16 protein-coding genes and 1 pseudogene are annotated in these 20,876 nt (G+C 43.9%); 13 read left to right on the top strand and 4 right to left on the bottom strand.

Going from position 1 to position 20,876, the window contains the following annotated elements; all coding sequences use genetic code 11:
- On the bottom strand, nucleotides 1–694 hold a 694-nt coding region (locus GX419_05960; GenBank protein NLI24230.1), incomplete at its 3' end, for a transposase.
- Nucleotides 695–848: 154 nt separating this feature from the next.
- Between GX419_05960 and GX419_05955 the strand changes: the two are divergent.
- From GX419_05955 to rfbB, 9 genes and pseudogenes are all read left to right on the top strand, one after another.
- Nucleotides 849–1,252: pseudogene (locus GX419_05955) on the top strand (FAD-dependent oxidoreductase).
- 1,124 nt (nucleotides 1,253–2,376) lie between these two features.
- Nucleotides 2,377–4,083, top strand: coding sequence for a polysaccharide biosynthesis protein (locus tag GX419_05950; protein ID NLI24229.1), 1,707 nt, complete (start codon nucleotides 2,377–2,379; stop codon nucleotides 4,081–4,083).
- Between the two features lie 202 nt (nucleotides 4,084–4,285).
- Nucleotides 4,286–6,805 carry a capsule biosynthesis protein gene (locus tag GX419_05945; protein NLI24228.1) on the top strand — a complete coding sequence of 840 codons (2,520 nt, stop codon included), beginning with the start codon at nucleotides 4,286–4,288 and terminating at the stop codon, nucleotides 6,803–6,805.
- Between the two features lie 202 nt (nucleotides 6,806–7,007).
- Nucleotides 7,008–8,120, top strand: coding sequence for a DegT/DnrJ/EryC1/StrS family aminotransferase (locus GX419_05940; protein NLI24227.1), 1,113 nt, complete (start codon nucleotides 7,008–7,010; stop codon nucleotides 8,118–8,120).
- A gap of 80 nt (nucleotides 8,121–8,200) precedes the next feature.
- Nucleotides 8,201–8,785, top strand: a complete 585-nt coding sequence (locus tag GX419_05935) for an N-acetyltransferase (protein ID NLI24226.1) — start codon at nucleotides 8,201–8,203, stop codon at nucleotides 8,783–8,785.
- A 36-nt stretch (nucleotides 8,786–8,821) separates the two neighbouring features.
- The gene (locus tag GX419_05930; GenBank protein NLI24225.1) at nucleotides 8,822–9,772 is read left to right on the top strand and encodes a Gfo/Idh/MocA family oxidoreductase; all 951 of its coding nucleotides are present in this window, start codon (nucleotides 8,822–8,824) and stop codon (nucleotides 9,770–9,772) included.
- Between the two features lie 17 nt (nucleotides 9,773–9,789).
- A complete protein-coding gene (locus GX419_05925) occupies nucleotides 9,790–11,079 on the top strand; it encodes a nucleotide sugar dehydrogenase (protein ID NLI24224.1) in 1,290 nt (429 codons plus the stop codon).
- A gap of 1 nt (nucleotide 11,080) precedes the next feature.
- Nucleotides 11,081–12,127, top strand: a complete 1,047-nt coding sequence (galE, locus tag GX419_05920; protein ID NLI24223.1) for a UDP-glucose 4-epimerase GalE — start codon at nucleotides 11,081–11,083, stop codon at nucleotides 12,125–12,127.
- Nucleotides 12,128–12,234: 107 nt separating this feature from the next.
- Nucleotides 12,235–13,302 carry a dTDP-glucose 4,6-dehydratase gene (gene rfbB / locus GX419_05915; GenBank protein NLI24222.1) on the top strand — a complete coding sequence of 356 codons (1,068 nt, stop codon included), beginning with the start codon at nucleotides 12,235–12,237 and terminating at the stop codon, nucleotides 13,300–13,302.
- 12 nt (nucleotides 13,303–13,314) lie between these two features.
- Here the strand turns inward: rfbB and glmS are convergent, their stop codons facing one another.
- Genes glmS through GX419_05900 form a run of 3 tightly spaced genes read right to left on the bottom strand, consistent with a single transcriptional unit; the run spans nucleotide 13,315 to nucleotide 17,283 of the window.
- Nucleotides 13,315–15,150, bottom strand: coding sequence for a glutamine--fructose-6-phosphate transaminase (isomerizing) (glmS, locus tag GX419_05910; protein ID NLI24221.1), 1,836 nt, complete (start codon nucleotides 15,148–15,150; stop codon nucleotides 13,315–13,317).
- 1 nt (nucleotide 15,151) lies between these two features.
- Complete coding sequence (locus GX419_05905; GenBank protein NLI24220.1) at nucleotides 15,152–16,438, bottom strand: DUF4270 domain-containing protein; 1,287 nt, start codon at nucleotides 16,436–16,438, stop codon at nucleotides 15,152–15,154.
- A gap of 14 nt (nucleotides 16,439–16,452) precedes the next feature.
- On the bottom strand, nucleotides 16,453–17,283 hold the full coding sequence (locus GX419_05900; GenBank protein NLI24219.1) for a glycogen/starch synthase: 831 nt from the start codon (nucleotides 17,281–17,283) through the stop codon (nucleotides 16,453–16,455).
- 268 nt (nucleotides 17,284–17,551) lie between these two features.
- Here GX419_05900 and GX419_05895 point away from each other — a divergent pair, with 268 nt between their 5' ends.
- From GX419_05895 to radA, 4 genes are all read left to right on the top strand, one after another.
- Nucleotides 17,552–18,397 carry a pantoate--beta-alanine ligase gene (locus tag GX419_05895; protein NLI24218.1) on the top strand — a complete coding sequence of 282 codons (846 nt, stop codon included), beginning with the start codon at nucleotides 17,552–17,554 and terminating at the stop codon, nucleotides 18,395–18,397.
- 13 nt (nucleotides 18,398–18,410) lie between these two features.
- Complete coding sequence (locus GX419_05890; GenBank protein ID NLI24217.1) at nucleotides 18,411–18,761, top strand: aspartate 1-decarboxylase; 351 nt, start codon at nucleotides 18,411–18,413, stop codon at nucleotides 18,759–18,761.
- 229 nt (nucleotides 18,762–18,990) lie between these two features.
- A complete protein-coding gene (gene rfaE2, locus GX419_05885) occupies nucleotides 18,991–19,515 on the top strand; it encodes a D-glycero-beta-D-manno-heptose 1-phosphate adenylyltransferase (protein ID NLI24216.1) in 525 nt (174 codons plus the stop codon).
- Nucleotides 19,516–19,517: 2 nt separating this feature from the next.
- A complete protein-coding gene (gene radA / locus GX419_05880) occupies nucleotides 19,518–20,876 on the top strand; it encodes a DNA repair protein RadA (GenBank protein NLI24215.1) in 1,359 nt (452 codons plus the stop codon).

The raw sequence follows: 20,876 nt of genomic DNA, 5'->3' as shown, positions 1-20,876 counted from the left end.
TTATCAATTTCTTGAGAAAAAGCCCTATGCATATCTCTCTTGTCATGGACAAAGCGTTTGTCCTGTTTATTTTTTGTTGGTGTTTAAGGGCTTTCTCCTGCTCATATTCTTTCTTTACTTTTTCCTCAATTGGAAATGCAAGGTCCGCGCACAGGCTCATAATAAAGACTTTAGCGAAAAAATCCTGCTTCACGGCCAAGGCGGTTTTTCCCGAAAAATTTTCTATCTCCATCCGTGCTTTAAAAAGTTTGTACCCTTCTTCTTCATTCCACCGAAAGTGGTATAGTTCGGCAACATCTTCTACCGGGAATTTCCGGCTGTCCATTAAAGATGTACAAAGGATCTCTTTTTCTCCACCAGGTAGTGCGATACTTACAAGTCTGCATTTTATTTCCTTTTCAAACATCCATGGATAATCTTTTAGCAGTTCCCTGTCTTTTTGTGGTAACCGGAATGATACAATTTGTTGCGCCCTTCCACTCTCTGAAAATTCTTTTACATTAAGCCACCAGTTTTCTTTCATTCTCATGCAAAACTTAATCCCTTTGGCCTTAAGCAAAAATATCAGGGCAATGCTAGCGTATCCTCTGTCCAGCAACAACAGATCCCCCTTTTTTACTTTTTCAAGATGCTTATAGAGCAAATCTCTTTCGCTTGATGCATAAGGGGCTAATTGCGCATCAAGAGTGAGCATATTAATCGGGTCGTATAAAAACGAACCTATCGCCAGTGAACGTTTGCTGTCAGCCTTAGGCCTGATACATTTTTTCCTTAACTAAACGACATTGAAACATAATTGTTTAGGAGACTCTGTTGTTAACGACGGTATTGATTTGGCAGCTTATACCATGGATTCAAGTAACTGCCAGCGGATAGTAGTTAATGGAATGGTGAAAAATGAAAGAGATGTTCAGTTCGGGGGCTTTCCTCCCTATCCTGTTTCATACCGGTCAATTACACCGAAAAAAAATGAATGCGTGAATCTGCTGGTTCCGGTTTGCCTTGCAGCCTCGCAGCCTATGTTTCCATACGAATGGAGCCCGTTTTTATGGTCCTTGGCCAAAGCGCAGCCGTTGCCGCTCACCTTGCCATTAAAAATCATTGCAGTGTGCAGGATGTAGATGGGAACAAACTTAAAAACATTCTAAATACCAATCCTTACCGCAATAATGTGCCACCTGACGTGAGAGTAGATAACACCTTTTCTGAAAATGTATTTTATTACGGGCAATGGGATACTACTTCTCGCTAAACGCGCCAGTATATGAGCGATTTTTATGTTGGATATCCGGCTGGAAACAGTAAAAAACGTGCCGTTTTTCAATGTATTATAATCGTTCCCGGGAAATATGCAGGATTTAATTTTGTCCCCGGCTACAGGAATTTAAAAGAGGAGGGAATGCCCGCTCCTGCTATGCCTGTTAGAATAAAGGGACCCCAGTTCGATACCATTCTCGTCCTTAATTAACTACAGCCAATGATAATTGGTTGTTTCTGGGGGAATATACCTTCCCATCGCCTGGTAACTATACCTTGGAAGTAATTGCAGATACACTGTCGCACCCGGCACTTATTGATGCAATTCTGCTAACCCATCAGAGGAAAACAGAATGAACCCCTTTGTTATTAGCGTATTACAGTATTTGCGGCAAGCATAAATTAGTCCGATAATTCCCTGTCTTCTAAGGTAGTCAATTCCGACATTTGCCTATTCGCTTTTAAAAGCATAATAAATACCTTGCAGAAGAAATTCGATCGGAATTATAAATGTTTTACACTCTTATAAAGCATTCAGATTGAAATAGATGGAACCATTATTTAACAAAAGTTATTTCACTTTTTTGCATCTTTCAAAAATATGTTTAACTTCGTATAACATTTTTAATAACGTCAACCCGTTAATTTTTTATTTTTGAGATTAAGAATATTATTAACATAGAGCTATGAAATATAATAAGCGATGGGGGTAAATTGCGTTCATTCGTACGCAACCTTTGGGTAGAAAAGTTAATCCTATTAGCAATTCTATGTTATGTTCATTTTGTTTGACATTAATTATGCTATCAGAAACTTATTTCAAAGCCAGTACCTATTGAATTTTTAATAAAAGAAAAGGGGTCCGATATGAACAATCTCTTTGAGAATTCAAGATATAATGGATTTACAAAATTATTCCTCAGGAACAAACCGAATCCACGATGGCTTGTCTTTATTGTTGATACGATAATTGTGTTTGTAGCTATCTTGATTGCTTACCTCCTCCGATTCAACTTTCAGATTCCCCAACATTATATTAAAACCTGGAAAGTGGTCTTCCCTCTGATAATAATACTGAAGTGTTCCTTATTCTTCGGCTTAAAACTTTTTGCCGGCTCTGTGCGTTATTCGGGATTAACTGATTTGATACGGATATTGACCTTCGGCATAATAGCTCTTATTATTTTGTTGGTTATCAACACTCTATTTATTTCAATGCATAAGGAAGCAATTATTCCTCTTTCAGTTCTTCTCATTGACTTTATTCTTTCCACACTCGGTATGATGTTGCTGAGGATTGCCGTTAAATATTCGTATGAGCAACTCAGTCAATGGGAAAGAGGAGTAATGCAAACTGTTCTAATTGGATCCTGGGAAAATGCTTTGCTCATGATGCAGCTTTTGGAACTCGACAGAAACAGAAAACATAAAATCATTGCTATCTTTGATAAAGATAGAAATAAAAACGGCTTTTATCTGAAAGGAATACCGACCTATACCATTGAAAAGTTTTCCGAAATAATAGAAAAAGAGTCTGTTGAAGCGGTTGTTTTGCAAAAAGGTTATCTTAATCCGGATCAAAAATTGCAATTAATCGATTACTGTTTGCAGGAACATATTCGCGTCATGACAGTTCCCAATTTGAGATCAACCAAAGGATTATCTCTCAGTATTTTTCAACTGAAAGAACTCCGGATGGAAGATCTTTTGGAGCGGGAACCCATCAAATTAAATCTACAGGAAATTTCGCGCTTTCTTATTGACAGAAGCATCCTGATTACAGGAGCTGCCGGTTCTATTGGAAGTGAAATAGTTAAACAAATTGCCAGCTTCAACCCTAAAATATTAATCCTTGTCGATCAGGCAGAATCTCCAATGTACGAGTTGGAAATGGATTTGAAAAAACTCTTTCCGCAAGTCAGGTATTCATTAATTATTGGAGACATTTGCGATAAAAACCACATGGAAAAAATTTTTGCCCAATATAAACCTGAAATAGTTTATCATGCCGCAGCTTACAAGCATGTACCCCTAATGGAAGAAAATCCATGTGAAGCATTTAAAACGAATGTTTTGGGTACGGTTAACCTAGTACAATGTTCTTTGAAATACCAGGTCACAAAGTTTATCATGATTTCAACTGATAAAGCTGTCAACCCAACCAACGTCATGGGAGCCACAAAACGTCTTGCTGAAATGTACGTACAGGCTTCCCAGAAATTTACCTCTACAAAATTCATTACTACCCGTTTTGGTAATGTCATTGGATCAAATGGTTCGGCAGTACTACTTTTCAAACGTCAAATTGAAAATGGCGGTCCGGTCACTATTACCCACCCCGAAGTTACCCGATTTTTTATGACAATCCCCGAAGCCTGCCAGCTGGTACTCGAAGCCAGTATGGCTGGTAAAGGAGGTGAAATATTCGTGTTCGACATGGGTGAACGTATTAAGATCCTTGATCTTGCTACAAAAATGATTAAACTTTCCGGGTTTATTCCCAACGAGGACATTAAAATTGTTTTTACAGGCCTCAGACCCGGTGAAAAATTATACGAAGAATTAATACATGATAAAGAAAACAACATCCCGACGTATCATCCAAAAATAATGATTGCCAGGACCAGAGAAATCAATTTCCATACTCTTCATGAACAGATACAGGAATTCCAGTTTTTTTTGAATCAACGCAATGCCGAAGAAATTGTAAGAAAGATGAAAGAACTAATTCCTGAATATGTTAGCAATAATTCCAAATATTGTCTTATAGATAATCAGATGAAAGAGAAAACAATGATAAAGAAAAGTAATATTTCAGGTAATTAATCTACCTATATTGGCATCTGCTTTGAGATGTTTGCTGCATAAGTTCGACACGAAACAGTAAAGATGACAACTTTTTTTAATTAGTCTTTTGTGTTAAACACTATCAATTAAAAAGTTTATTTTTGTCAATACTATTACCAAAGGAAGAATTATGTTCAAATTGCTTTCTATGATGTTTAATCGGCATAAGTGCTTGATTGTTATGCTTCTGATAGTACTAACTATACCTGCGGCATTGAGCCAGACAAGAACAATGACGGAGGTTGATCTGAGCAATATCAGAGTCGAAGATCTTTCAGATCAACAGATCAAAAACTATATTCAGCAAGCCCAGGCCGCAGGATTAACAATTGAACAGCTCGAAGCTGCAGCCACGGCAAGGGGAATGTCTCAATCGGAAGTAATCAAACTACGAAACAAAATTGATTCACTTCAATATACCCAGGTATTGGGAAATGAAGACAACCGTTTTATCAGCCGTACAAGATCTCTCAATTTTGGCAAAAAAACGGAGGCTGACAGTAAACAAGCATTAATTCAGGGGAAACAAGCTCAGAAAACTCAAGAAAAAACCTATGAAGAATTAATAGCTGAACAAATTTTCCGCAGTTCTTTTCTTGCTGAAAAAAAGAAAGAACTTTCCTCAGAAGAAAAATTGTTTGGATTTTCTCTTTTCAACAATGAGAAAATTACATTTGAACCTTCCCTTAACCTTCCCACACCTAAAAATTATATTCTTGGGCCGGGAGACGAAGTGATTATTGATGTGTGGGGAGCATCAGAACATACATACCGCCAGATAATTTCTCCGGAAGGATTGATACTGATTAATAATATTGGACCCGTTTCTATTGCCGGTCTTACTGTAGAAGAAGCTACTAACCAGCTTAAACGCCGTTTAGCAATTATTTACAGTGGATTAAAGAAACCTTCGCCCAATACCTTTATGAGTTTGTCTCTGGGACAAATACGAAGTATTAAGGTCAATCTGGTGGGCGAAGTAAAAGTACCCGGCACCTATACACTCCCTTCGGTTGCCACTGTTCTCAATGCTTTATATGCTGCAGGTGGGCCTTCGCTGAACGGAACCTTGCGAAATGTTAAGCTTATTCGCGACAACAATATCGTCGCAGAAATTGATTTTTACAGGTTCCTTCTGGAAGGAAAACTGCCGGAAAACCTTCGTCTGGAAGACCAAGATGTTATTTTTGTTGAACCCTATTCCAGACGTGTTGAAGTTACAGGGGAAGTTAAGCGACCTGGTATTTATGACCTTAAAGAGAAAGAAGTCTTAAAAAACCTGATTTCATACACTGGTGGTTTTACAGGAAAATCATACAGAGAAAAGGTAAAAGTGGTAAGGATGAACGGTCGCGAAAAGGAAATTCACGATGTTACAATAACAGCCGCAGATAGCTTTTCCCTTGCTAACGGTGACCAGGTAATGATAGATTCGGTACTTGACCGTTTTGCCAATAAAGTTGAAATTCGAGGCGCTGTTTTTCGGGAAGGTTTTTATGCAATAGACGACAGCCTCACTCTCAGACAACTTATAGCCAAAGCTGAAGGACTTCGGGGAGATGCCTTTTTGAACCGGGCGGCTATTTACCGTACACGTGAAGACTTTACTATTGAAGTAATCCCCGTTGATCTGAAAGAACTGTTTTTGCAAAATTCGAGAGATATTCCTTTACAAAAAGATGATTTTGTTCTCGTCCCCTCCCATTTTGATATTACTGAAGAATATACTGTGCAAATTGAAGGAGATATAAAAAGGCCGGGCATTTATCCCTTTGCACAGAATATGACTGTTGAAGACCTTATTCTTCAAGCAGGAGGCATTCTTGAATCTGCTTCCCAGTCAATTCTCGAGTTGGCCCGCCGTATAAATGATCCAAATGCCCTGGAAAGTTCTGAGAAAATTGCCAATATTTACCGTTTTCCGATATCAGCCGGACTGCAATTGTCCTCTGAAGCCTCATCATTTGTATTACAACCTTTCGATCATGTTTTTATTAGACGCTCTCCTGCATATGAAAAGCAGAAAATTGTCACCTTATTGGGGGAATTTACATTTCCCGGGAGCTATGCGCTTTCATCAAAAGGAGAGAGGGTATCAGAAGTTGTTAAACGTGCAGGTGGCCTCACACCTTTTGCCTATCCCGAAGGAGCCAGACTAATACGAAAAATCCAAGAAGACAACAAACAGAAAATGCAGCTCATTAAGAATTTGCTACAATCAACAAAGGATACAGTAGATATCTTCAGCTTTACTCAAAAAGAAACAACCATTGGTATTGAACTGGATAAAATTATCAATAATCCAGGTTCTGACTTTGACTTGCTAATGCAGGAAGGAGACATACTGGAGGTACCCAAGAAACTTGAGACTGTTAAACTTACAGGGGCTTTGCTTTATCCAACAACAGTCAAGTACAGAACCACCTATTCCTTCAACGATTACATTTCTAATGCAGGAGGTATAACTGATGATGCCCGTAAAAGCAAAGCTTTTGTCATTTATCCCAATGGCAAGGTCGAAAAAACCAAAAACTTTCTTATCTTCAATGATTACCCACCCATAATACCTGGTTCTGAGATTGTGATACCAAAGAAAGTCCAGAAAGAAAAGACCTCACCGGCTCAAACTATCAGTATTGCTTCAGCCCTTGCATCCATGAGCTTAATCATTGTATCCCTAATTAATAATATAAAGTGGTAATATCTTAATTAATTCATTTATTAGGTGCATAATAATAGTAAATTGGGCACTAAAAAGGTAATTCAAAATCACTATTTAACTGATAACCATTTTATTAATAATTTGATTTTAAATATTAACACAAATAATTACCAAAATATCCGTTAAAATTCAAAAGTTTTTTGGTTTCACTCCCAACACAACAACAATGAAAAAGATCCATATGGTTGATCTCTACGGGCAATATGTAAAGATAAAGCCCGAGATTGACGGAGAAATGCAACGGGTTATCGAGAGTACGGCATTTATTAACGGCCCTGCCGTGCGGGAATTTCAGGAGGCGCTTCAGTCCTTTCTGGGAGTGCGCCACGTCATTCCCTGCGGAAACGGAACCGATGCGCTTCAGATTGCACTGATGTCCCTTGACCTGAAGCCGGGAGATGAGGTGATTACTCCCGACTTTACCTTTGTTGCCACCGTAGAAGTAGTTGCCCTGCTGGGGCTCAAACCCGTTTTCGTGGACGTTGACCCGGATACTTTTCTCATGAGACCCGAAGCCTTCGAAGCTGCCATTACCCCCCGCACCAGGGCCGTAATTCCTGTGCATCTGTTCGGGCAATGCTGTGATATGCATTCTGTTTTGTCTGTTGCGCGTAAGCACAATCTGTTTGTAATTGAAGACGTTGCTCAGGCTACCGGTGCTGAATATACTTTTCCCGACGGACGGAAAGCCAAAGCAGGTACCATGGGCGACATCGGATGTACCTCCTTCTTTCCCAGCAAAAACCTGGGCTGTTATGGCGACGGAGGGGCCATCATGACAAACGATGATGCCCTGGCCGAAAAGCTCCGATCCATCGCCAACCATGGAATGAAGGTCAGGTATTATCACGACCGTATAGGGGTAAACTCACGTCTCGATACCCTGCAGGCTGCCATTCTGAAGGTAAAACTCAGATACCTTAAGGCCTACAACACAGCCAGGCAAAATGCAGCAGCATTCTACGATGCTTCCCTGAACGATCTGCCAGCCCTATCGGTACCAGCAAGAGCCCCCTGGTCAGATCACATTTTTCATCAGTATACACTGAAGGTTTCAGACAATAAACGCGATAAACTGAAAGAATACCTCGAAAAAAAAGGAATTCCATCCATGATTTATTACCCGGTACCCCTCCATCTTCAGAAAGCTTATTCCTGGCTTGGATACCGGCAGGGCGGGTTTCCGGTAACAGAAAAGCTCTGCTCCGTTGTTCTCTCCCTTCCCATGCACACCGAACTCGATGAGGAACAATTACAGTACATCTCTTCAGCCATCCGGGAGTTTTTTCAGTAGCCGGACCCACTGTTGCGCGTTTGATTTTCTGTTGATTCTCATTACCTTCGTTTCTTGCAACCAATTTTGAGCTGTTCATTATGGAAAAAGAATATTTTGCCCACCCGACGGCCGTGATTGACGAAGGCTGTACCATCGGAAAAGGCACGAAAATATGGCATTTTACCCACATTATGACAGGGTGTGAAATCGGTGAAAACTGCAACCTGGGACAAAACGTTGTTGTTTCCCCTGGCGTGAGGCTGGGCCGGAATGTTAAGGTACAGAACAATGTGTCCATTTACACCGGAGTTATTTGCGAAGATGATGTGTTTCTGGGGCCATCCATGGTTTTTACCAACATTCTGAACCCGCGGAGTGCTATCGTTCGGCGCAACCAATATGTTGCCACCCTGGTGAAAAAAGGAGCTTCCATCGGAGCCAATGCAACCATCATCTGCGGCCATACCATCGGAGAGTATTCCATGGTAGGAGCAGGTGCCGTAGTAACAAAAGATGTAAAGCCTTATGCCCTTGTTGTTGGCAATCCTGCCCGGCAAGTCGGCTGGGTAAGTGAATACGGCCACCGGCTTCATTTCGATGAAAACGGTGTCGCAGTGTGCCCTGAAAGCGGACAGAAGTACAAGCTCGAGCAGGATAGGGTGCGAAAAATCTCTTCCGAATAAATTTTGTAATTTCACCGTTTCTTAAAAAAAACTGACTTGGAAACCAAACCCTACAACTTCGCCCTGATAGGAGTAGCCGGATATGTGGCTCCCCGGCACCTGAAAGCAATCAAGGAAACCGGGAATATCCTTCTGGCAGCTCTTGACAAAAGTGATAATGTCGGAATCCTCGACAGCTTTTTTCCGGAAACGGATTTCTTTGTGGAATTCGAACGTTTTGACCGGCATATCGATAAGCTGCGGAGGCATGGATCACCCATTCATTATGTCAGCATCTGCTCACCCAATTATCTGCACGACTCCCACGTCCGCTTTGCTCTCCGGAACAAAGCCGATGCTATTTGCGAAAAACCTCTTGTGCTCAACCCCTGGAACGTCGACGGGCTTAAAGCAATGGAAGAAGAAAGCGGCCACCGCGTTTTCAATATCCTTCAGCTCCGGCTTCACCCTGCTATCATAGCCTTGAAGGAAAAAATCCGGTCCAATCCTTCCAAAAAACTGTACGACGTTGATCTTACCTATATAACAAGCCGCGGACGCTGGTATGCCTTTTCCTGGAAAGGAGATGTCCAGAAATCAGGCGGCGTGGCCACCAACATCGGCATCCATTTCTTTGACATGCTCAGCTGGATTTTCGGTAAAGTTACGGGAAATACAGTGCACCTTTCACAACCCGATAAGGCAGCAGGGATTCTTGAGCTGCAAAATGCCTATGTGCGATGGTACCTGAGCATCGACGCCGGGGATCTTCCAACGGAAGTCGCGAACCGGGGCCAACGTACATTCCGCTCCATTAAAATCAATGGGGAAGAAATTGAATTCAGCGAAGGATTTACTGATCTTCATACCCGGAGTTATGAGGAAATTCTGAAAGGAAATGGCTTCGGCCTGGAAGATGTTAGACCCTCGGTTGAAATTGCCTACACCATCCGGCATCAGAAACCACAGGCACCTGCGGGAGAATACCATCCGTTTTTGAAACTATAAGTCTGAATACTATTACTATGCTGAACGAACTCATCGAAAAAAAAGAGCAACTGGCTGTTGTCGGGCTCGGATATGTCGGCCTTCCCATCGCCCTTGAATTCGCCCGGAAAATGAAAGTTATCGGGTTTGATATTAAGGAAGACCGCGTGGAACTTATGAAACGCGGAATCGACCCCAGCAATGAGCTCCCCCCGGAAGCATTTGATGGATGCGACATTACTTTTACTTCTTCGCTCGACGATCTCAGAAAAGCCAGATTTTACATAATTGCCGTCCCAACCCCGATTGATGACTATAACCTGCCCGATCTGAAACCCGTTATCAGCGCTTCGGAAACTGTAGCCAAAGTACTGAAAAAAGGCGATTACGTGGTTTACGAATCAACGGTTTACCCCGGATGTACTGAAGAAGACTGTGTACCGGTTCTTGAAAAAATATCCGGACTGAAATACAAAACCGACTTCAAAGTAGGCTATTCACCCGAACGGATCAATCCGGGCGATAAAGAACATACCCTCACACGCATCAAAAAAATTACCTCAGGTTGCGATGAGGAATCAGCAGAAGTTGTTGCACGCGTGTATGAATCCATCATCACTGCCGGCATATACAGGGCAAGCTCCATTAAGGTAGCCGAAGCCGCCAAAATCATTGAAAACTCCCAGCGCGATATCAATATCGCCTTTATGAATGAATTGTCCATCATCTTCAACCGTATGGGTATAAATACCTACGAAGTAATTGAAGCGGCCGCCACCAAATGGAACTTTCTCAGGTTCTACCCCGGGCTGGTGGGAGGCCATTGTATAGGCGTCGATCCCTATTACCTCGTTTATAAAGCACGGAAACTCGGATACCACGCTCAGATTATCACTGCCGGCCGGTACATCAACGACTCCATGGGGGGATATATAGCCAAGCAGGTGGTAAAAAAAATCATTGCAGCCGATAAAAACCTCAAAGGAGCCAGGGCGCTTGTCATGGGAACCACCTTTAAGGAAAATGTGAGCGATATCCGAAACTCGAAAGTGGCTGACCTGGTCCGCGAACTGGAATCCTATGCCGTAAACGTCGATGTTATCGACCCCCACGCTTCCTCCGAAGAAGTTTTTGAAGAATACGGCTACCACCTGGTTGAAAACCCATCAGGACCTTATGATGCAGTCGTCCTGGCCGTAGCCCATAAAGAATATCTTTCCTTTCCCGAACAGTTCTTTGTGGATCTTTCATCCCCCCGCGGTATCTTTGCCGATGTCAAAGGCGTTTACAGAGGAAAAATCCATCAGTTAACCTACTGGAGCCTGTGATATGAACTCACTGATACTTGTAACCGGCGGAACAGGATATATCGGATCCCACACCGTAGTGGAACTGATGGAGAGCGGGTTTGATGTTGTCATCATCGACAACCTCTCCAATTCGTCCATCGAAGTTCTTGACCGAATAGAGAAAATAACCGGCAAAAGACCCCTGTTTGAGAAACTGGATTTATGCGACAAAATTTCTCTTGATCAGTTTTTTGCGCGCTATATTTCCATTGAAGCCGTCATTCATTTTGCCGCCTCCAAAGCCGTCGGCGAATCGGTTGAAAAACCTTTGCTTTACTATCGGAACAACCTCCTCTCCCTGATCAACCTTCTCGAAGGTATGATTGCTTCCGGAATCAGGCATCTGGTATTCTCTTCCTCCTGTACAGTTTACGGCCAGCCCGACCAGCTGCCGGTTACGGAAAACAGCCCGGTTAAACCGGCTTTGTCCCCTTATGGGAATACCAAGCAGATTTCCGAAGAAATCATCAGGGACACCATCAGCTCAAATGCTCCCCTCCGGGCCATTTCCCTGCGCTACTTCAACCCGATTGGAGCACATCCCTCCGGCCTCATCGGAGAACTTCCCCTGGGTGTACCCAACAACCTGGTACCTTTTATCACACAAACTGCTGCCGGCATCCGTAAAGAACTGCTGGTATTCGGCAATGACTATTCCACACCCGACGGTACAGCCATTCGCGACTATATTAATGTGGTCGACCTGTCAAAGGCACATGTGGTAGCTATACAACGCCTTCTCAACCTCCGGCAGAAGGCGCCTTATGAAGTATTTAACCTTGGCACAGGAAGAGGATATTCCGTACTGGAAATTATAAAAACCTTCGAAAAAGTTACCGGCGTTAAAATCAACTACCGGATAACTGGTCGTCGCCCCGGAGATATCGAAAAGGTCTGGGCCGATACCTCCCTTGCTAACCATGAACTCGGCTGGAAAGCTGAAAAAACCCTGGAAGAAACCCTCGCCTCAGCCTGGAAATGGGAACAGTATTACCGGAAAAATCTGTGTGAGAATCCGAATCCCTAAGCCACACTGCTCAAAACAAGCTGAAAAAAGTTCAAACCAACAAACGAACTGAATATGCAAGGCAAGCCCGATTTACGGAACCCGAAACGCAAAACAATAAATCCGCTATGAAAAGCGCCTATTCAAAAACCATTCTTATCACCGGAGGAGCCGGATTCATCGGTTCACATGTGGTGCGCCGGTTGGTAAACCAGTATCCTGATTATCAGATTGTAAACCTCGATAAACTTACCTACGCAGGAAACCTCGAAAACCTCAAAGACATCGAAAATACTTCCAACTACGTTTTCCGGCAGGGGGATATTGCTGATGCCGGTTTTATCAGCAGTCTATTCAGTGAATTTGTGTTCGACGGTATAATCCATCTTGCGGCCGAATCACATGTTGACCGTTCAATTGCAGAACCACTCCGGTTTGTAATGACCAACATCGTCGGAACCGTCAATCTTCTCAATGCTGCACTTGGGCAATGGAAAAACGATTTTGCCGGCAAGTTGTTTTATCAGATTTCTACGGATGAAGTTTTTGGTTCCCTCGGTGCTTCAGGCTATTTCAATGAAAAAACCGCTTACGACCCCAGAAGTCCCTATTCTGCTTCCAAGGCAAGTGCCGACCATCTTGTCAGGGCCTATCATCATACCTATGGCCTTCCGGTTATCATTTCCAACTGCTCCAACAATTATGGCCCTTATCAGTTCCCTGAAAAACTCATCCCACTTGTCATTATCAATATCATCAACAGTAAGCCGATTCCTGTATACGGAAAAGGAGAAAATATCCGCGATTGGCTTTACGTTGAAGACCACGCCGAGGCCATTGACCTGATTTTTCATAAGGGGAAACCAGGTGAAACATATGCTATTGGGGGTAACAACGAATGGAAAAATATTGACCTCGTACGTGAATTATGCCGTATTCTTGACCGGAAGCTAAACCGTACGCCGGGAACCTCAGAAAAACTTATCACTTTTGTTAAAGACCGGGCCGGGCACGATTTGCGGTATGCCATTGATGCATCCAAAGTCCGCAGCGAACTTGGATGGAAACCACTGACCGGTTTTAAGGAAGGCCTCGAAAAGACCGTCGACTGGTACCTTTCCAATCAGGAATGGATACGCCATGTTATTACCGGAGAATACGAAACGTATTACGAAAAACAATACCTGAAACGATAATCCGCACCCTGATTACTCTACAGTAACAGATTTTGCCAGGTTGCGCGGCTGATCAACATTACAGCCCCTGATGACAGCAATATGGTAAGCAAACAACTGCAGGGGAATTACTGCCAGAAGGGCTGATACCGCCTCATGAGCTTCAGGAATTTCAATCACATGGTCGGCAAGCCCCCTGATCACCGAATCCCCTTCGGTTACAACAGCAATTACTATACCCTTGCGGGCCTTAACTTCCTGAATATTTGAAACAATCTTATCGTACGATTTATCTCTGGTAGCCAGAAACACCACAGGCATGTTTTTGTCAATCAGGGCAATGGGGCCATGTTTCATCTCAGCCGCAGGATACCCTTCGGCATGAATGTAGGAAATTTCCTTCAGCTTGAGAGCCCCTTCCAGCGCTACCGGGAACAGGTATCCTCTGCCCAGGTAAAGACAATTGGGCGATGCGGCAAAACGTTCAGCCAGTGATTTAATTAAGGCATTATTCCGGAGAATTTTTTCAATTTTCTCAGGTACCTCCGAAAGCTCACGGATCAGCGTTCTGTACGTTTCATTATCAAGGATTCCCCTCCGGTAACCTATCAGAAAAGCCATCATGGCAAGCACGGTAACCTGAGCCGTGAAAGCTTTTGTTGAAGCCACACCAATTTCCGGCCCGGCATGGGTGTATACACCTGCCTGCGTTTCCCGGGCAATGCTTGAACCAACCACATTGCAGATACCCAGAACAAGCGCTTCCGACCGTCGGGCCAGACGTATCGCAGCCAGGGTATCGGCCGTCTCACCACTCTGGCTGATGGCTATAACCACATCATCCCTGAACAGCAATGGATTTCGGTATCTGAATTCAGAAGCATATTCCACCTCAACCGGTATCCGCGCAAATTCCTCAAGGAGATATTCTCCTACCAGGGCAGCATGCCATGAGGTGCCGCATCCGACAAGAATAATTCTTCGCGATTCAATAATACGGTCAAGAACCTGAAAAAGACCGCCCAGATGAATTCCCGACCCGTCTGAAGCGATGCGGCCCCGAAAGGTATCTTTGATACTGCGCGACTGTTCAAAGATTTCCTTGAGCATGAAATGTTCATAGCCTCCTTTATCAATTTCCCCAATGTTGAGATCCACTGTCTGAACCTGCGGAACAACACGAAGGTTGTTGATTTTCTTCAAAAGAAGCTCTGTGCGGCTTACGATGGCTACATCCTCATCATTCAGATAGATAACGCTTTTTGTGTACTCAACAATCGGAGTTGCATCCGAAGCGATAAAATATTCACCCTCTCCGATGCCAACCACAAGCGGACTGCTTTTGCGTGCGGCAATCAGCTTGTCAGGTTCATCCCGGCAAATGACAACAATGCCATATGCCCCTTCTACCTTGCTCAGGGCAATTCTAACAGCCATCTCAGCAGGCATCTTGTCCTGCAGATAAACATATTCAATCAGATTGGCCAGCACTTCCGTATCCGTCTCGCTGGCAAAGGAATACCCCTCTTCTGCCAACCGCTTGCGCAGCACCGAATAGTTTTCAATAATTCCGTTATGAACGATGGTAAAACGGCCATGATGAGAAGTATGAGGATGGGCATTTATGTCGTTTGGTTCTCCATGGGTTGCCCAGCGGGTATGCCCGATCGCCGCTGTACCCGAAAGATGCATCGGCAAAGCCTTCTGCTCGAGCTCAGCAACTTTGCCCCTGCATTTTACCGTAACCGGCACATCCCCTACTACGGTAATGCCCGCCGAATCGTACCCACGGTATTCAAGACGCTTCAGCCCATTGACAACCACCGGAAAAGCTTCACGCTTGCCAATGTAGGCAACTATGCCGCACATTTCAGTATTTTGAATAGGTTATTTTCAGCCTGAAACGGATATTTGTCCCGTTCCTCAAAACAAGGCCGGTAACTTCTGAACCCTGGTTGGATGGGAAAACATAAATATCGGATCGCTCCGATTTCCCCTGCAAATACCTCTGGAAATGATAGGTAAGTGTGAAACGGTAAGCCTTCAAAGTCTCATTATAACTACCTCCGAGAAAATCATATGTGGTCCCTCCGGTACTGGTAGAGAGGGATGCATCAGCAATCGTACCAAAATTCCCGCTGGAAGTTTTGATGTAAGCATCCAACCGTGAAGGCCGTGTGAAAAAACTTTCATTCTGAACAGGATCCGGATACAGTAAAAGCTCCGCCTTATGAATGGCTATTGGCAGCGAATCCTTCCAGCTTTCCAGACCCGGAAAGGAAAGATGAACACCCAGGCCCGACAAAGACTGAATATACAATACCGAATCGTTCCGCAAGGTATCATTGATCCCGGCAATCCCTGTAGCGGTATAATCATGCTTCAGCAAACCCAACCGCGCCGAAAAAGTTGAATTGACATCATAATCGGCAATAAGGGAATCGGTCGTATCATTATGATAATACAGCTTTAAATAGGTCTGCGTTGCAAACAGGTTGGCACTTGCCAGAGATCCTTTACCGGGTGTGGTTACTCTGTCAGGTTTGATGTAGAATCCCTTGAAATAGTCAAGAAAAGTATTCGGATTGGATTTGGTAGCTGAATCGGCAGAAAGAAGCAACTGACCAAGGGCATTATCAATCCTGATTTTAATCAGCGTATCAGTGGGAACAAAGCTAACCGAACCAATTTCATTCGGGTCATAAAGCCCTTCCATGGTTTTATTGGAAAAATACACCGAATCGGCATAAAGCCTTTCAGTAAGAGGGTAAATCCTGAATATCTGGGGTGTTACGGTATCCCCGTACACCGTATCTACTTTTATAAACAGTAAGAGTGAGTCAGCAACCGGAGAAGGACCAAATTGCTTGTTGGATACCGTATAAAGAAATTGCACGGCAACCGAACCTTCGGTAACCCCAAATACACGATCATTCATGCAACCCAGAAAAGGCTTTACCGCCCTGTAGCCGGCAATTGAATCTATGCTGAACATATTACCGGCAAGCGTTCCGGCTTCGTTGTAAAAAACCGATTCCTTGTCACGGGTAGGGAGCAGATCCAGCCCAAACAGGGTTGGTTCTTCATTACAGGATGATATCGCTATGATGCACGCTCCGGCAATCAAACTGAGAAAAAACGGTACTCTTTTCTGCACAATCCTCGCAATCTTTATGTATGTACAACTTTATTCGCCGCTAAAATTTTATCATAAAAAGCAGTGTACAAATCTACATATTCTTCTCCATCTTCAAAATGGCGAAGCAATGGTTTCTTTAACCGGGATACCATTTCCAGCACTCCGGAATCAACTTCCCTGCTTCCAAGTACAAGGCCGTCAGACATTTTCGCTACCATCTGCATCACATTCTGATAGCTGGGATTATCGAGCATCTCAATGTCCCGTGCATGTACCCCTTCCATCACAAGTTTCTGCTTCAGGTTCCTGCTTAATGGCTTTTCAAAGGCATCATTATAAAATGAATATACAACCCGGGATTGTACAAAAAGCGGATCATCAAAGTAAACTTTCTTTAAGTACAAAGGAATGAAGCTTGTAAACCAGCCATGACAGTGAACAATATCAGGGGCCCAGCGCAGTTTTCGGACAGTTTCAATCACACCCCGCGCGAAAAATATCGCCCGTTCATCATTATCTGCAAATTCTTCCCCTTTTTCATCCGTGAAAACAAATTTGCGCTGAAAATAATCCTCGTTATCAATAAAATACACCTGCATCCTTGCCGACTGAATCGAGGCAACCTTAATGATCAGCGGATGATCTGTATCGTTGATAATCAGATTCATGCCCGACAACCGGATTACTTCATGCAACTGATTGCGCCTTTCGTTAATCAAACCATACCTCGGCATGAAGGTCCGGATTTCCATTCCCCGTTCCTGAACTTTCTGAGGTAAGGTACGGGCAATCAGTGACATTTCGGTTTCAGGCAGATAGGGTGTGATTTCCTGTGATACAAATAAGACCCTGATGCTTTCCATGTAATTGGGAGTTTTTAATCAGGCAAAGGTACAAAAAATTATCAACATTCTGTTAAGAAACATATATTCAATATGCTGACAGTGTTACCAATTACAATAAATAAAAACCCTTTACCTATTTTTCCCGGCATTAACCTATCTTTACCGCTCCTTATTCTTGCATTACCAACTCTTATGAAACCCACATGTTTTACAAACACAAACACAGCGGTAATAAAATTCCGAACATGTGGGTTCCATCATACCATTGAAAATTAATTTTATTATGATGAAATTAATAAACACGGCATCCGAGCTTCATCAGGTTATAGAAGAAAAGAAAAAAGCAGGAAATACGGTCGGATTTGTGCCCACAATGGGAGCATTGCACGCCGGCCATCTTTCCCTCCTTGAAAATGCAAGGAAAGCTAACGATATTACCGTGGTCAGCATTTTTGTCAACCCAACCCAGTTTAACGACCCCGATGATCTGCGAAACTATCCCCGTACTCCTGAGAAAGACCTCGCCCTGCTCTCCGGTGCAGGTTGCGATTTTGTGTTCATGCCCCCTGTCGAAGAAATATACCCTCCCTCATACCACTTCTCCTATACGATTGGTCCCCTGGAAGAAAAAATGGAAGGAAAATTCAGGCCGGGTCATTTTCGTGGTGTTGTTACCGTTGTTTACCGGCTATTTGAAATTGTTACCCCCCACCGCGCCTATTTTGGAGAAAAAGATTTTCAGCAACTCGCCATCATCAGGAAAATGGTCTCTGACTTGCATCTTCCGGTTGAAATCATACCCTGCCCCATTGTCAGGGAACCCGACGGACTCGCCATGAGCTCCAGAAATCTCCGCCTTAGTCCTGCACACCGGCAGCATGCCCCGCTTATTGCACAAACGCTTTTTCTGGCGGCAGAAAAGGGCCGCTCCTTTTCTCCCCGCGATCTCGAAAAATGGGTCATTGAAACCATCAACAAGGATCCCTATCTCAAAACAGAATATTTTGAAATTGTCGACCCCGACACGCTTGAACAAATTGATAACTGGATTCCTTCAAAAGCCGCAGTTGGATGTATAGCTGTATGGGCAGGCGAAATCAGATTGATCGATAATATCAGATTTTTGCCTTAACTTTGTACCCGTTATGCTCATCGAAATTCTCAAATCAAAAATTCACAGGGTAACGGTAACTGAAGCCAACCTCAACTACATTGGAAGCATCACCATCGATGAACTTCTCATGGAGGCGGCCAACCTTTTTGAAGGAGAAAAAGTGCAGGTAGTAAACCTCCATAACGGAGAAAGGCTGGAAACTTACGTCATCCGTGGAAAAAGAGGTTCCGGAACCATTGCCCTCAACGGTCCGGCTGCCAGGAAAGCTATCCCGGGAGATGTTGTTACCATTATGGCCTACGCCCTGATGGAACCGGATGAAGCACGAAATTTCAAGCCGGCTCTTGTCTTCCCCGATACGGCTACCAATACCATCCCCTGAAAGCACAAAATTTCTAAATGATTATAGTTCAGTCGTTTACCTATAGCGTAAACCGGCTGATTTGTTAAACCGAAGTATCATGAATTTGTTACTTCATGGTACCTGGGTTAAATTCTCTCCCGGGATAACAAAAAACGAAGTTTTGAAACTTCCCCTTATTGTCTCATTTCTCCCATTCAGCTTCAGGGAATAATTTTACTTTTGTAGTACCTTTGAAAAACGTTTGATTATGTCGAAAACAGATCTTGAAGTACTGCAGGCTAAAATCATTACCGATCCTGTCGTGCTGGACCGACTTATTGCGGTATGGAAATTCAAGGAAAACAAGATTGTCTTCACCAACGGATGCTTTGATCTGATTCATCGCGGGCATGTTGAGTACCTTGCCAAAGCTTCAGCTCTGGGTGATGTGCTTGTTGTTGGCCTTAATACTGATGCTTCTGTGCGATCTATTAAGGGACGCTCAAGACCTTTGCAGGATGAATATTCCCGTGCATTGATACTGGCAGCAATGCGGTTTGTTGATTATGTTGTCCTTTTTGATGAAGATACCCCGGAAAATCTTATCCGTAAAATCCAGCCCGATGTATTGGTCAAAGGCGGCGACTACAAGCCATCCGAAATCGTTGGCTACGATATTGTTACGGCAAAAGGAGGGAAGGTGGTGACTATTGAACTGGTTGAAAACTTTAGTACTACCCGGCTCATAAAGAAAATCCGAAAAAGCAGCAAGAAAAAACTGAAGCTTTTCTGATTATGTCCAAACAGCGGACAGTATATGTTTGTCAGAATTGTGGCGCCGAAGCTCCTAAATGGATTGGCCGCTGCCCGGTCTGCCATGAATGGAATACCTATGTTGAGGAAACCGTTTCATCAGGGAAACAAACCGGCACCGGCTCTTCATTAAGCCATCAGCCTGCCCGCCGGATTTCCGAAATACGTCTGGATGAATCTCCCCGAAATGATACCCACAGCCAGGAACTCAACAGGGTGCTCGGAGGAGGAATTGTCCCCGGTTCGGTCATCCTGCTCGGCGGTGAACCGGGTATTGGGAAATCAACCCTTGCCCTTCAACTTGCCCTCCAGCAGAAAGATCGCACCGTACTCTATGTTACCGGAGAGGAAAGCTTGCAGCAGATCCGGCTGAGAGCAGAACGTCTGGAAAATAAAAACGAACATCTGTTTGTTCTGAGTGAAACCTGTCTCGAAAATATTCTCGAACAGTTCAGCCAGATCAATCCTGCACTGGTCATTATCGATTCCATCCAGACCCTTTTTACCGAACGCATTGAAAGCAGCGCAGGGAGTGTGGCGCAAATCAGAGAATGTGCCCAGTCGCTGCTCCGCTATGCAAAAGAAAATTCCGTTCCCATCCTGCTGATAGGCCACATCACCAAAGACGGTACCATTGCAGGGCCCAAGGTTCTGGAACATATTGTAGATGTTGTGCTTCAGTTCGAAGGTGATACACAGCACCTGTACCGGATTCTGAGGGCCGCCAAAAACCGTTTCGGTTCAACTTCCGAAATCGGCATCTTCGAAATGGATCAGAAAGGCCTTAAGGAGGTTCTTAATCCGTCAGAGATTCTTCTTGGACTTCATCAGGAAAACCTTTCCGGTGTGGCGGTAGCTGCCACCATCGAAGGCCTCCGACCTTTTCTGATCGAAACCCAGGCCCTGGTCAGTACAGCTACCTACGGCACACCGCAACGCAGTACCACTGGTTTTGACATTCGCCGCCTGCACATGCTTCTGGCTGTTCTTGAAAAACGGGCCGGTTTCAAACTGCTGGCCAAAGATGTGTTTCTGAACATTGCCGGAGGTATCCGCGTTGATGATCCTGCTATCGACCTCGCTGTGATAGCATCCATCCTTTCTTCCGGAGCCGATATCCCCATCCCCACCAATCTGTGCTTCGCCGGTGAAGTAGGCCTTTCAGGAGAAATCCGACCAGTAACCCGCCTCGAACAGCGAATTGCCGAAGCCAGAAAACTCGGATTCTCAGGAATTTACATTTCACGCCACGCAAAAATACCCTCCTCTCTTGTCAAAGACCTGGAAGTCGTGCGGCTGGAACGAATTGACCAGCTCATCGGACGATTGTTTAATCACTGA

This window comes from Bacteroidales bacterium (genome assembly GCA_012517825.1).
GTDB lineage: Bacteria > Bacteroidota > Bacteroidia > Bacteroidales > JAAYUG01 > JAAYUG01.
Note: the sequence above shows the minus strand (reverse complement) of the source record. Positions and strands in the feature narration are given on the sequence as shown.

Coding starts and splice junctions, on each gene's coding strand:
- GX419_05945 (NLI24228.1), top strand. CDS start 4,286: ATGCTTCTGATAGTACTAACTATACCTGCGGCATTGAGCCAGACAAGA.
- GX419_05940 (NLI24227.1), top strand. CDS start 7,008: ATGGTTGATCTCTACGGGCAATATGTAAAGATAAAGCCCGAGATTGAC.
- GX419_05935 (NLI24226.1), top strand. CDS start 8,201: ATGGAAAAAGAATATTTTGCCCACCCGACGGCCGTGATTGACGAAGGC.
- GX419_05925 (NLI24224.1), top strand. CDS start 9,790: ATGCTGAACGAACTCATCGAAAAAAAAGAGCAACTGGCTGTTGTCGGG.
- galE (NLI24223.1), top strand. CDS start 11,081: ATGAACTCACTGATACTTGTAACCGGCGGAACAGGATATATCGGATCC.
- rfbB (NLI24222.1), top strand. CDS start 12,235: ATGAAAAGCGCCTATTCAAAAACCATTCTTATCACCGGAGGAGCCGGA.
- glmS (NLI24221.1), bottom strand. CDS start 15,150: ATGTGCGGCATAGTTGCCTACATTGGCAAGCGTGAAGCTTTTCCGGTG.
- GX419_05900 (NLI24219.1), bottom strand. CDS start 17,283: ATGGAAAGCATCAGGGTCTTATTTGTATCACAGGAAATCACACCCTAT.
- GX419_05895 (NLI24218.1), top strand. CDS start 17,552: ATGAAATTAATAAACACGGCATCCGAGCTTCATCAGGTTATAGAAGAA.
- GX419_05890 (NLI24217.1), top strand. CDS start 18,411: ATGCTCATCGAAATTCTCAAATCAAAAATTCACAGGGTAACGGTAACT.
- rfaE2 (NLI24216.1), top strand. CDS start 18,991: ATGTCGAAAACAGATCTTGAAGTACTGCAGGCTAAAATCATTACCGAT.
- radA (NLI24215.1), top strand. CDS start 19,518: ATGTCCAAACAGCGGACAGTATATGTTTGTCAGAATTGTGGCGCCGAA.